This window comes from Psychrobacter sp. P2G3, from assembly GCF_001593285.1.
In the GTDB taxonomy this organism is placed as follows: domain Bacteria; phylum Pseudomonadota; class Gammaproteobacteria; order Pseudomonadales; family Moraxellaceae; genus Psychrobacter.
Genome location: NZ_CP012529.1, coordinates 2113374 through 2127310, shown reverse-complemented (window position 1 = coordinate 2127310; position 13937 = coordinate 2113374). Strand labels below are relative to the sequence as shown.

The 13937-nt window shown below is 41.2% G+C and carries 10 protein-coding genes; 3 read left to right on the top strand and 7 right to left on the bottom strand.

The window, feature by feature from the left end:
• Window positions 1-88: 88 nt before the first annotated feature.
• A complete protein-coding gene (gene asd / locus AK823_RS08590; protein ID WP_068036343.1) occupies window positions 89-1222 on the bottom strand; it encodes an aspartate-semialdehyde dehydrogenase in 1134 nt (377 codons plus the stop codon).
• Between the two features lie 423 nt (window positions 1223-1645).
• Here asd and AK823_RS08585 point away from each other — a divergent pair, with 423 nt between their 5' ends.
• A complete protein-coding gene (locus tag AK823_RS08585; protein WP_068328226.1) occupies window positions 1646-2776 on the top strand; it encodes an endonuclease/exonuclease/phosphatase family protein in 1131 nt (376 codons plus the stop codon).
• A gap of 491 nt (window positions 2777-3267) precedes the next feature.
• Here AK823_RS08585 and AK823_RS08580 read toward each other — a convergent pair whose 3' ends face one another.
• The 3 genes from AK823_RS08580 to lptD all read right to left on the bottom strand — a co-directional run bounded on the left by AK823_RS08580 (window position 3268) and on the right by lptD (window position 8729).
• The gene (locus AK823_RS08580; protein ID WP_068036338.1) at window positions 3268-3513 is read right to left on the bottom strand and encodes a hypothetical protein; all 246 of its coding nucleotides are present in this window, start codon (window positions 3511-3513) and stop codon (window positions 3268-3270) included.
• Between the two features lie 482 nt (window positions 3514-3995).
• A complete protein-coding gene (locus AK823_RS08575; RefSeq protein ID WP_068328224.1) occupies window positions 3996-5399 on the bottom strand; it encodes a peptidylprolyl isomerase in 1404 nt (467 codons plus the stop codon).
• Between the two features lie 207 nt (window positions 5400-5606).
• On the bottom strand, window positions 5607-8729 hold the full coding sequence (lptD, locus tag AK823_RS08570) for an LPS assembly protein LptD (protein ID WP_228138834.1): 3123 nt from the start codon (window positions 8727-8729) through the stop codon (window positions 5607-5609).
• 478 nt (window positions 8730-9207) lie between these two features.
• On the opposite strand from lptD, the gene AK823_RS08565 reads away from it, so the two are divergent.
• Both AK823_RS08565 and murU read left to right on the top strand, forming a co-directional pair.
• Complete coding sequence (locus tag AK823_RS08565) at window positions 9208-10335, top strand: phosphotransferase (RefSeq protein WP_149031855.1); 1128 nt, start codon at window positions 9208-9210, stop codon at window positions 10333-10335.
• A gap of 56 nt (window positions 10336-10391) precedes the next feature.
• Window positions 10392-11120: an N-acetylmuramate alpha-1-phosphate uridylyltransferase MurU gene (murU, locus tag AK823_RS08560; protein ID WP_068328217.1), complete on the top strand. Its 729-nt coding sequence runs from the start codon at window positions 10392-10394 to the stop codon at window positions 11118-11120.
• 86 nt (window positions 11121-11206) lie between these two features.
• Here murU and AK823_RS14090 read toward each other — a convergent pair whose 3' ends face one another.
• From AK823_RS14090 to AK823_RS08550, 3 genes are all read right to left on the bottom strand, one after another.
• Complete coding sequence (locus AK823_RS14090) at window positions 11207-11323, bottom strand: DUF2474 domain-containing protein (protein ID WP_149031854.1); 117 nt, start codon at window positions 11321-11323, stop codon at window positions 11207-11209.
• 96 nt (window positions 11324-11419) lie between these two features.
• Window positions 11420-12436: a cytochrome d ubiquinol oxidase subunit II gene (cydB, locus tag AK823_RS08555; RefSeq protein ID WP_068328215.1), complete on the bottom strand. Its 1017-nt coding sequence runs from the start codon at window positions 12434-12436 to the stop codon at window positions 11420-11422.
• Complete coding sequence (locus AK823_RS08550) at window positions 12436-13929, bottom strand: cytochrome ubiquinol oxidase subunit I (protein ID WP_227514157.1); 1494 nt, start codon at window positions 13927-13929, stop codon at window positions 12436-12438. Before AK823_RS08550 ends, cydB begins: the two co-directional genes overlap by 1 nt.
• Between the last annotated feature and the right edge of the window lie 8 nt (window positions 13930-13937).

The following is a 13937-nucleotide window of genomic DNA, read 5'->3' as shown; positions in this document are numbered from 1 at the left end:
GTGCTACTCACATTTTTGGAAATGATATACCCATAAAAAAAGACAGCAAGCGCTGTCTTTTTCGTATTTGACTTTTAGAGGAATAATCTTAGCTGTTTTGCTCACGGATGATGTTTAGCATACGGCGTAATGGTTCAGCTGCACCCCATAATAGTTGGTCGCCAACCGTAAAGGCCCCTAGATATTCAGGACCCATATTAAGCTTACGCAAGCGCCCTAATGCCACTGTCAAAGTACCCGTTACTGCCACTGGTGTTAAGCGATTCATGGTGGCTTCCTTATTATCTTCGACCAAATCTAACCACTCATTGCCACTGTTTTTCAGTGCTGCTTCAATTTCTTCTAACGGAATATCTTTTTTTAGCTTAATAGTTAGACCTTGTGCATGACAGCGCATTGCACCAATGCGCACACACATGCCATCGATAGGAATGTTGTTAGCTTCAGAGTTGCCAAGAATTTTATTGGTTTCAACGCCGCCTTTCCACTCTTCACGTGACTGCTTGTTTTCTAGTTGCGCATCAATATAGGGGATCAAACTACCGGCTAATGGTACGCCAAAGTATTGCTTAGGAAAGTCGTCCGAGCGTTGAGTTTGGGCGATTTTTTTATCGATTTCAAGGATGGCGCTTGCAGGATCAGCCAGCTCGTCTTTGACAGCATCATGTAGTACGCCCATACCATTAATTAACTCACGCATATTGTTTGCGCCTGAGCCACTCGCTGCTTGATAAGTCATGGCACTGACCCATTCGACCCAGCCTTTGTTAAATAACTCACCGATAGCCATTAGCATCAGTGACACCGTACAGTTGCCACCGATAAAGTCTTTTTTGCCGTTAGCTAAGGCACTATCAATAACAGTACGATTGACTGGATCAAGAATGATAATACTATCGTCTTCCATGCGTAATGTGCTTGCCGCATCAATCCAATAGCCATTCCAGCCATTTTCACGCAATGGTTGGTGTACTTTTGAGGTATAGTCGCCACCTTGGCAGGTAATAATTACATCACAATCACTTAGTGCTGCAATATCATGAGCATCTTTTAGTTGGCTGGTCTTAATACCATCAAAGCTTGGCGCATTACCACCAGCGTTACTGGTTGAAAAAAATACGGGTGTGATACCGTCGAAGTCATTTTCTTCCTGCATACGTTGTATCAATACTGACCCAACCATACCGCGCCAGCCTACCAAACCTACTGTTAAATTACTCATGAAACTTAATCCTTCTTACAATTATTTATTGCATCGCCAACCAATAACAATGCCGTGAATAGTTATAAAAAGCAAGGATTTTTAACTAATTCTAAGCATTTTCTATTCACTATTAATTATGATAATTATAACTTTTAGTTATTGCTATTGTAATAATATTCATTAGATTTACTAATCTTTAATAGTATTGAGTTAAAATGGGGTTAAATGTTTAGCTCTTTATTTATGGTAGGGGTCAAAATTGTAGTATTTTACGGAAGGCTAGGCTTAATTAATGTTCAATAGTAGGCTATAGTCTTATGAAATGCTAAAGTAGGCTTCTATTATCACTTTAGATGAGAAGAATACAGGCTTTTGTCATCTAATGATGACGGATATAATTATCACTTCAACCATCAATTTAATAAACGGTTAATACATACTATGGATCTCTCCCTATTATATTATGGCGCACAGTGGTTAGCAGGGTTTATCGCATTTGTAACGATATGGGGTTGGTTGCCTCTTGATAATTGGTGGGTGCGAGGTGTTGAATTTCCCCGTATTCAGATAATGGTACTGGGCGTCATTGCATGGGTTAGCATGTTAATGTTTTGGCCAGACTGGCAGTTAGGACAATGGTTGTTATTTATAGCTCTAAGTCTTACTTTGGCTTTTCAGCTCAGAATGGTATTACCATATACTAAGCTTTGGAAAAAAGAAGTTCAGAATGCAAAAGACAAGCCAGAAGGGCAAGCCCATCAGCTTAAAATAATGGTATCAAACGTCCTTACGCCCAATGATAAAACACAAAAATTGGTCGATTTGGTTAATCAAAGACAGCCTGATATTTTGATTACGTTGGAGAGTGATGAGAAGTGGGAAAAAGCTCTACATCAAATTGAGGTAGATTATCCTTATACTGTAAAAGTACCGCTAGACAATCTGTATGGTATGCATCTATATTCTAAGCTTGAGCTGATAGATCCTAAAGTTAAATATTTAATGATAGATGATATACCCTCTATTCATACGCAGCTGCGCCTGCAAAGTGGTCGAGTTATTTGGTTGTATTGTTTGCACCCGATGCCGCCAAGTCCGACGGAAGCAGATAAGTCAACTACCCGTGATGCTGAGCTACTTATGGTTGGCAAACACATCAAAGATAATGATCAAACCGCGATATTAGCGGGTGATCTCAATGATGTAGCATGGTCAAAGACGACCCGCCGTTTTCAACGCATTTCAGGTTTATTAGATCCGCGTATCGGTCGACATTTTATTAATACCTTTCATGTCAAATATCCGTTTTTGCGCTGGGCACTAGATCATATATTTCATAGTGCTTGCTTTACCGTGGTTGATATTCAGCGTATGCCTTCTATTGGCTCTGATCATTTCCCTGTTATGACTACTTTACAGTACGAACCAGAAGAGGCGAGTAAGCAGGAACAAAATGCTCCTACCGCTCAAACTGAAGATATCAAAGAAACAGAAAACAAAATTGAAGAAGGCAAAAAGGAAGGAACCAAAGTCTCAAAAGAGCATGCAGAAGAACAGGCGGATTTTAGTTAACATCATCGTTTAGCGCGCAGCTATTCTTTCTATTCAGTTAGGCGGATAAATGTAAGCTAAAGCGTACAACAAATAGGGTTTTTAGCCTCTAGCTACTCATATATGATTCCAATACAATAGCACCATCAACACAAGGATAGGCAAGGATGCGGTGTTGAGACAGTAGCAATACAAGAACAGGTTAGCCCGCTCTCTTATAGGCTACTGTTTGTGACTTAGGATGAGTCGCGAAGGAAGAAACAATAATAATAACAATATGAAGCGTTAAAGCCCCGAACCAATCGCCCTAGGTTCGGGGCTTTTCTTTGTGTACTATTTCGTTAAATGATAGGGTTCTACCAAACTAAATACAGTAGCTCTAAATATAAAAAGCATATGCATTTGCATATACCTTTAAAAGCAATAATGATTTTCAAGCACGTTTATCTCACCCACAATCATCTCTTTGAAATAAGATAGGTTACTTCAATTGTTAGTTAAGCCAGTTGTAATTACAAACCCACTTCTTCTTGAGTAAGTACACTGATTTTGATGGGTACAGCGTACAACCATGTCATCCCAGCGGTACAGAAAAATTTTCCATCGCGAAAAGACACAATACGAGCTGTAAAGTCATTATCAATTTGATCGCTAATAGCACGCTCATCACTATCATCGTCTACTGCACACCAAATCTGTTTATCGCCACGATCTAACATCGCTCGAGTTAAGTCGCTACCAGTTAATTTATTGTCCACGTTTATGTATCCTAAATATCAAATATGATTATGGAGGTGTAAAAGAGGCACTGCGATGCAGTGTTTTTATATTTATAATATTCATGACAGTCTCTAAAATGCTACCTCGTAAGATTTTTCATTTATGGTAATGAGATTAATGAAAAACTACTTGGGCTTAGTAAACTGTTGGAGCATTATATTTACCAAACATCAGCTGATTGTTACAGTTATTGTGAATAATGGTTAGGAATAGTACAAACAGCTATAAAAGGATTTAAGTTAACAAGAAACCAACAAAACCAAACTCTAGTTGGTTGTAATAATACTAGCATACAATAAGCGACTTGCGGAGCGTAAAAAACATTGAGGTTTATTAATGATTAATTAAAAATTTAATTGCTATAAACAGATTTTAAAATAATAAAAAGGGCATATACATCTGTATATGCCCTTAAAAATCTATCAGCTGTAACTTAAGCTAAAAATATGATATCTAGATATCAATTAAGCACTTGGATGTAAGCACCAGCACGTAATTCTTGTAACCAATCTTCTTGGGCTTGTGGTGCTAAGCGTTGATACAGTGCTTGACGAGCCATATTGCGGCGATACTGCTCGCTGACATCCTGTTGGCGTTTACCTTCGACTTTTAAAATATGCCAACCAAACTGAGTCTTAAAGGGTGCAGAATAATCACCAACGGTAGTGTTTTTCATAACAGCTTCAAATGGGCCAACCATATCTTCTTCGCTTACCCAATCAAGATCACCGCCACGTCCCGCTGAACCTGGGTCATCTGAATAAGTTGATGCTAGATCTGCAAAATCTGCACCTTTACGTAGCTGATCATATAGATCGTTAATCTTCTGTTCAGCAAGTGCATCAGTTTGTAGCTCATCCACTTTGACCAATATATGACGAGCATGCCACTGCGGTATAATCATAGTGTCACTAGCTTTTTTATTAGCCAGTTTAATAATATCAATGCCTTCAGGGGTCACTAGTGGAGCGCTAACGGCACCAACTTCAAGCTTAGTAATCTCGCTAGAGAGCTCTATGGGCAGAGCAGCAGCTTTATGAAAACCCATATCGCCACCTTGTAGCGGAATTGGATAGCTGCCTTGGGCTGCGGCTACAGCAGCTTCAACATCGACATTTGGCGCTTGTAGACGAGTACGTAATACTTGAGCGACTTTTAGCGCCTCACTACGTTGAGCTTCAGATAAGCGACTATAGTCATCTATATACGGTACGCGAACGTGAATAGTTTGATATTCACTTTGATTTAGGCGCTTGGCTTCCGGAGAGTTCAAAAACGCATCAATATCTTGCTCACTGATACGTACACGGCTGGTGATTTGGCGCTGTTGCAAAGACTGAATAGCAGCGTCTTCAATCAGTTGTGAACGTAAAGCGGCATAGCTTCCTGCTTGATTGGCATCTAGACGTTGCTGTAGAGCGCTAATACTACCGAGTCCTTCAGACTGAGCAATTTGTGCAAGACGTTGATTGATGGCTGCTTCATCGGCCTTGAGACCGACACGATTGATTAACGAGAGTTGCAACTCACGTAGAATCAATGCATTTAATACCTCAGACTGCAATTGCGCTGAATTGGCGATAGGCTCGCCAGCTGCTTGCGCACGTGCTTGGGTTTGAGCAATAGCATCGACTAAGTCGCTTTTTAAGATAGCGTTATCATTGACTAGAGCAATAATACCGTCAGTACTATTAGCAGGCGTTAAGCGAGCATTGTTGTTTTGACTAGCAGTTGCAACGTTTGGTTGCGCATTTGCAGGTTTAACAGTTGCTGCTTGACTACTAAAGCTTATTAAAATGCCTGCGCTCATACCCATAGAAATTAGTACAGCACGGCTGGTCTGACGTAAAGAAAAAAATCTCATGATGCTCCTCATCAATGTCATCGCATCGGATGGTGTTTGGGCAATGATCTTCATAATTATTCGCAGGTTACATTACAAATAATCATATATTGAATACTCTTGCCCACAATGTTATTACGTGATTGTTTAGTCTATTGAATTGCTTCAATTACTACATTATCGCTCGTTAATTTAAGACTGCTAAATCAATATCTCTAAAAATTTCTGCTAATCTTTCCAAGCAGTTTGTACTGGCTCAAAGCCTAAGACCTTATCCGCAAGTAAGCGGGTGAGACGACTGCTACCACTGCCAAGCCCGTTGAGCCTAATCTCTGCCATAATCGCTTGCGTAGGTTTCTCTTTAAGGTTTAAATCATTATAGTAGCGGCGACCATAAACTGCAAAACCAATACAGCAGTCTTCATAATCAATACCGACGAGTGCATCTAGCATTTTATCACTACGATAATCGTATTGTCCTTGTGCCAACACGCGCCAACTGTTATTAACAGGGAAAATTGCCGATGCTGTAAATGCAGATAATGGCAATTGATCAGTATTTTCATCACGCTGGCGTTTGACAAAACCGACGTTAAATAAGCTATTATCTGACGGCTGATAGCGTAGCTCTGTCGTAAGATAATTGAGGTCGTAGCTGTTATTTAAAGCGCCACTAACATCAACCCATACGTTATTGTAAGGTTGGGTGCTAGCATTCCATACCATTCCAGATGATGAGGTGTTAAATACTGGCGTCTGATCATCAAGAGTGACGCGCCCATCACCATAATAGAACTGCTCTGCAATGCTACCATCAAAACGTGTCACACCCGTTGCGTCGATGTAACGATAATTGATACCTGGAGTAATGGCATGCAAGTCTTGCAAGCGATCATGTCCTAAGAACCAACTGTCCGAAAATAGCTGTTCATAGTTAATAGACGCAATACGAGTATTGAAGTTAGGAATATCGTTTTGGTCTTCAAATGGTGAGTAAGTATATTTTAGACGCGGACTAAGTAGCTGATAGCCGCCCATTGTATCGTCGAAGGCACCAAATGGTGAACCAGGGCGATAAAAGTGCAGACCAGCATCAATACTAGCTTGTGGTACAAATACTGATTGATTACCGTCCTCTTTATTTAATTGGTTATCCTCTAAGCTATCTTGATCATACGAGGTGTACAGGTGTTGCAGGCTAAGCTTGGGTTTTACATAACCCCATGCAGCTTCAATCGGATAAGTAGTGCTTAACTTGTTATAGACACGTACACCGCTCTTTTCATCTTCAGAACCATCATCAATGGATTTTTTGAAGTAAGCTGAGTCGTGAACGCCAGTAATATCAAAGGCATCTAACCATGGTAGACGGTAATTTAATGATAACTGTGGTAGACGTGAGTAGGGCTTATCTTTATCTTCTAGCGCATCGCCTGCGTTAGTAAATGCACTGAGCGTTTGGAACGTTTCAAGTTTTAGCTCACCATTAACATAATCATTATAATAATTAAGTCGGGCACGTCTTGGCAGGTTCAACGTATTGTCTGATAAACCCAGCGTATCAAAGTCGTTAAGGTAGTCTTCGTCAGACACATAACTGTACTTCGCATCACCACTCAAACGTGGAATGCTATTCGATGACCAATAATGATCATAGAAAAAGCTACTCCGATCCTCATCGTCATACTCTTTGTCATTAGGTAAATATGAGCCGTTAAAGATACCTTCGCCATATTGCTCAGTTAAATAACGGAATTCACCTGAGAGCATCGGATTACGATTGGTATAGAGATGGGTATTTAACGTGGCATCATAGTTAGGTGCTAAATTAAAATAATAAGGGATGTCGATTTCGAGACCACTTTCGCTACCGATACTCGCGCTAGGTAATAAGAATCCACTACTACGGCGGCTGTCGATAGGAAAGTTGAAGTAAGGTAAATAGAAGACAGGTACATCAGCGATACGAAAGGTAGTATTATAAGCTTCACCGCGCCCAGTCTCAGTATCTAGATCAATGCTTTTAGCATCGAATTGCCACTTGCGATTTGTGGGCGGACAGGTGCTGAACATCACCTCATCAAGCTCATACTGAGTGTCGTTAGGTCGATTCAAACGCTTGGCGTAGCCATGTGCTTGCAATTCCACACTGGCAAAAGCCACTTCATCAGCAGTTGATTGTCCAGTCTCAGTATTATAAGCCAAGTTATCTGCAACACCGATGAGACCACCCTGTGCAGCCTTGTTCGTAATACCAACTTTACCATTATTTCGAGTGTTGCCATTGCCAGTGGCTTGGTCAGTAAACATCACTTTGCCTTGCGCAGCAGCAACGCCATTGGTCAAATCAAGCACGACTTTATCGGCTTCGATATGCTGAGTGCCTTGGTCGATAATGACGTTGCCTGATAGCTCAGCATAATCTACATTATCGTAGTAGCCGTAATCAGACTCCGCAAACAGTGGCGCTTGATTATTAGGAACGCCGTTAAGATTGGTATTTGCCTGTCCACCTGCTTCATTTACTGCGCGCTGGTAATTAGGATTACGTTTAGGATTAACCCATTGGCCTTCACAGCGCTGAGCGCTATCTACGACCCTTGGAAGTAGCCTTAAGTTTTCACCTACTTTTGGAATGGTTTGCGGCGTAGGCGTTAGCGTATTTTGAATACCGTCTTGTTCAGAGCTAGTAGTCTGTTCAGAGTTTATAGTATTGTCATTATTTCTTAAAGTTGACGGATCAGTATCTGGAGTCAGCTCATAAAATTCTGCTAAACGCATCAGACTGTCTTGAACACTTTCATCATTAAGATTAAGACGATTGTTATCAATTGCTGAATTCTTATTCGTATTTTGACGTGTCTGCGTTGAACTCTTATTATCGCTTTTATTGAATGATCGCTCTGCTTCAAGAGCTAGGTTTTGAGTAGTTTCAGTTATTGGCAGCGCAGCTGTGGTGTCAGTTTCAGTAATTACATTATCAGCAGTTAATTTGTTATTAGAGTTGAAATCACTATTAGAATTGAAATCATCGCTAGAAGTTAAGTTATAACTGGTATCTTTAGTCTGATTGCTAATCGGCGCGACAGCAATTTGCTCAGAGTTGGCAAGCTCAATAGTGGTTGAAGAGGCCAAATTCGTCTTTGGTCTAGTGCTTAACTCATTACTATAGCTATTGCTGTATTCTTTGGTAGGAGCACTAGCAATACTAGGGCTGTCAGAGATTAACGGTGCTGCCTGCTTATCATCGCTCATTACTGTAGCAGCGCTCACAGTCAAGCCGGTCAAGCTCAAGGCACCAAATAAAATCAAACGAATGCTTTGGTAAAGCGGAGAATATAACAAGGGCACACCTATGATTGCAAAGCCTATGGGGTTGCGATATTTGGTTCAGTTGTATATTTTAATCTCGTCCTATATCTAAGCTAGACTGATAAAAAACCAGTTTGAGCCAATAAAAACGAGTCAATAGCAAAGGTATATCTGACCACTATACGATAATATAGATTTGGATATCCGGTCATATTACAACTATTGATGAGTTATCATAGTCAAAAAAAACCAAATCAGCTACACTATTCATCAAATTTTATAACGTAGCAAGACGTTTTTACCATTAATGCTCAGCACAGCACATAAAATGAGTCTTAAAAATAACCTAAAACGTCCAGCAAATAAAAATAGCTCGTCATTTTAGCAAGTATTCACTTTATTTATTACTAATTTAGTCATTAATGCTAGGTATTTTTGACGATTGTATTTTCAGTATTATTGTTCTTACAATTATCAAGTACTTAAGCTTATTGACTGTTAACCTGCGATGCCCTTTATGACAGACCATATAGTTTTACAGCCTGATGATAATACTAATATCAATACTGATGTCGATAACAGTACCCGTCAGCAGCAATTAGAGAACTGGTTGCAGCAAGTATTTGAAGATCAAACGTTTATTCTTGATAGCTTACCGGGTGATGCCAGTGCACGCCAGTACCATCGCATACAACTGTTTGATGCTAACAGCAGCGATGATACCCCAGCAGCACGGTATATCGTCATGGATTCCGCTGATGAGCAAGAAGCAATGCAGCAGTTTGTCAACGTTACTAAGCTGATGGCGCCTGCAATCAATGTGCCAGAGCTTATTGCCCAAGATATGGCACAAGGGTTTTTGGTACTACAAGATTTTGGAGCGACAGAGTTCGCGCACTTATTGGTTGATGCGCCAACTGCAAAGGTGAATGACTGTTACCAGTTGGCGATGAAAACATTAGTTGATTTACAAAAAACGCCTGTGCAGACAGCTCGCGTAGAGCACGAACTGCCTGATTATGATAGCGCAATGCTCAATCGTGAAATGGATTTGTTCCGTGATTGGTTCATACCTTATATTGGTGTAAGCCTTAATGAGAAGTTATGGGAAAATCTAAAATCGGCCTTAATCGATGATATTTTGACTCAACCGCAGGTGATTGTTCATCGTGATTATCACAGTCGCAACTTAATGCAAGATCAAGCAGATCATTCGCGCTTAGGCGTCATTGATTTTCAAGATGCTGTAATCGGTGCATATACTTATGATTTGGTATCCTTAGTGCGTGATGCCTATGTGGAGTGGCCAGAGAGTCAGGTATCAAGCTGGGTTAATGATTTCTGGCAATTGCAGCAGCTAGCAATGCTACCGACAGCGGACAGTGCTGAGCAGTTTGAACATGATTTGAATGTGATGGGTGTACAACGACATCTAAAGGTATTAGGAATTTTTATTCGTTTATCTGAGCGTGATGGTAAAAACCGCTATTTGGCTGATATTCCAAAGGTCATGAGCGATCTCCTTCTTGAGTTAAATTGGCTGGCTGAACAGGGTAATGATGCTATGAAGCTAGCTGTACTACCTTTTAATCAATGGCTACAAGATAGCGTATTACCTGCTTATCAAGACAAGTTTGCATCGTAATAGATGTCAATGAATTGAGTTGATTACCAAAATAATGATTTTAATAAGGAGCGTGCATGTCTGTTATAACGCAAGCAATGATTTTGGCCGCTGGCAAGGGGACACGCCTGCGTCCATTAACTCTTGAAACCCCCAAACCTTTAGTTGAAGTCGGTGGACAGCCGCTAATTGTCTGGCATATTCAAGCGTTACAAGCAGCGGGCATCACTGATATTACTATCAATGTCTCATGGCTTGCTGACAAACTAATGGATACACTGGGCGATGGGTCGCAATACGGGGTGACTTTGCATTGGTCAGTTGAAGATGATGAGCCTTTAGAGACCGCAGGTGGGATTTTTCAAGCGCTACAAATGGGTAAATTACGAGATGAACCTTTTATCCTAGTCAACTCCGATGTCTGGACGACATATGATTTTGCTCAGTTGCAGAATTATGAGCTAAGTGCCGATCAGCGTGCACATCTATTATTAATTGATAATCCAGAACATAATGATGGTGGTGACTTCGCTATCAATAATGGTTTGGCCAGTGAGAATCCAGTTGGTGATGCTGACAAATATACCTTTGCTGGTATTAGCGTAATGTCTCCCAGATTGGTTGATGGACTGGTAACGGGTCAGCCAGCGGCACTAGCGCCATTGCTTAAGCAGGCGATGATTAAGTTTCAGATTACCGCTGAAGTGATTAAAGATAACTGGATAGACGTTGGTACGCCTGAGCGTCTAGAGCAAGTAAATGATTTTATTAACAGTAAAGGCGCGGATAATCATTATGGCGCTTGATTAGTACGATAATGAAAGAAGTTTGATAAAAAAAGCAGCGCTAATCTTATGATCAGCGCTGCTTTTTTTATCACATAAGTAATATTTCAAACACCCATCGCCAATTTGATTAATTGGGCAATAGTAAAAATAACTAAAAAACCTGCCAGATATAAACCAATGAACCATGCCCATTGGGATTGTTTCTTACTAAGCTTTTTCAAGGTAACCTCCCAATTTGCGTTTTGATTGTGGCTGCTATCATTTAGTACAGCAACCACAATTATTCTAATTTATCCATTGCATACTACTATTATTGATTAATACATAGGATTGTGATCAGATTTACCCTTAAAGGTATAATACGCAAAAGCGGTGTAACTTAAGATAATTGGCAGCATAATAACTGCACCAATCAGCATAAAGGATAGTGAAGTATCGGCAGCCGCCGCCTCATAAATCGTCATCTGATACGGTACTATATAAGGAAATATGGCAAAACATACACCGATGTAACCCATCAAGAATAGAGCGACCGTCAATAAAAATGGACGATATTCACGCTCAGTATTTAAGTCCTTACGCATTAAGAAGAATAGCAGTAATACAATAATTGGCATCGGCGCGAGATAGAGCAAACCTGGGAAGCTAAACCAGCCCTCAAGCGCATCGATATCTGAGAAGAACATAGATATCGTGACGGTAATCATCGCGGCTACTAATGCCATCAACATCCAGCCAGAGACTTTGCGCGCCCAAATTTGCAGTTTATGTTCAGTTTTGATAATCAGCCAAGTAGAGCCCAGTAACGCATAACCGATAATAAGTGCAAACCCGCACATGATTGGGAAAGGTGAGAACCAATCAAAAGGACCACCAGTATATAAGCGGTTACTTGCTTCTAACCCCTGAACCAATGCACCAAGCATAATTCCTTGAGAGAAAGTAGCTACCACAGAACCTACAAAAAAGAAGGTATCCCAGACATGACGGCGTGAGGAAGCTTTAAAGCGAAACTCAAACGCCACGCCGCGCATAATAAGACCAAATAGCATTGCGGTAACGGGCAAGTAGAGACCCGTCATAATAATACCGTAAGCGACTGGGAAAGCGGCAAACAAGCCACCACCGCCCAATACTAGCCAAGTCTCATTGCCATCCCAAAAGGGAGCAATAGAGTTCATCATCCGGCTACGGTTTTTATCTGAGCCCGCAAAGGGGAACAAAATGCCACAACCTAAGTCAAAGCCATCAAGCAGTACATAAATAAAGACAGATAGAGCGATTAGTCCGCCCCAGATTAAAGGTAAATCTAATACATCACCGTAGTTAAACATTAGCGCAACCCTCCATCTTCTTTATCATTCGCTGGCGTATCAAGATCTTCAGAGTCATGTTGCTCCATCTTTTCACTGGCATGGCTATCACCACTAAGCGTACGACCTTGACCCTCAGTGATAGAATGCTCATAAAAGTTGTCATCCGCAGGGTCTTCATACGGTTTAGGCCCTTGAGCAATCAAGCGTAGGATATAGAAACTACCCGCACCGAAAACAAAGATATACAGCACGATAAAGCCAATCAGCGTTGTTGCCACTTGCTGTGCAGCAACGGGTGACATACTTTCAGCAGTACGAATCACGCCATATACCGTCCAAGGCTGACGACCAGTTTCGGTAACGAACCAGCCAGCAAGCAGAGCAATGAAACCAAGAGGCGTCATCATCATCCATGCACGGTGGAACCATTTACTTTCAGGATTGAACTGCTGTTTTTTAAAGTATTTATAGAGGCTAAATAATCCTACTAACACCATCAGCGTTCCAATACCTACCATAACGCGAAACGACCAAAATACGATAGGGACATAAGGCTGGTCCTCTGGGGCCCAGTTCTTAAGCCCTTTAACTTCGCCATCTAACGAATGAGTTAAAATCAGACCAGATACATAAGGTATTTTGACTTCATAATGGTTTTTTTGTGCCTCTTGGTCTGGAATAGCAAACAGGATTAATGGCGCACCGCGCTCATCTTCCCAAAGCCCTTCCATCGCTGCAACTTTAGCAGGTTGATGTTCAAGAGTATTTAAGCCGTGCATATCACCAATCAAGACCTGCGCTGGGGCGACAAAAATGGCCATGACCATCGCCATACCTAACATAACGCGGCCATGCTGACGATGTTCGGTATGCTTTTTAGACTGAATATAATAAGCACCGATACCACCAATCACAAAGGCAGTGGTCAAAAATGCTGCCGTCATCATATGTGCATAGCGGTAAGGAAATGAGGGATTAAAAATAATCTCAAGCCAGTTGGTTGGATAGAGTAGACCGTCAGCGCCCATCATAAAACCCTGCGGCGTTTGCATAAAGCTGTTAGCCGCCAAAATCCAAAACCCTGAAATGAGCGTACCAATGGCTACAATAGCGGTCGATGCAAAGTGCATGCGCTTACTGACTCGGCCCCAACCAAATAGCATAATTCCTAGGAAAGAAGCTTCTAAAAAGAACGCGGTCAGAACTTCATAGGCGAGTAGAGGACCTAAGACGTTACCAGCTCTGTCTGAGAATACTGCCCAGTTGGTTCCGAACTGATAGGACATGACCACGCCCGATACCACGCCCATGCCAAAAACAACGGCAAATATTTTTACCCAATGTTTATAGACTTCAGCGTAAATAGGCTCGCCGGTCCTGAGCCAGCGAAATTCAAGCACTGTCAGAAAGCTGGCAAGTCCAATAGAGAATGCAGGAAAGACAATATGAAAAGAGATAACAAAAGCAAATTGGATACGCGCTAGCATTAGCGCATCCATCTGATCAATCATAAACGTAG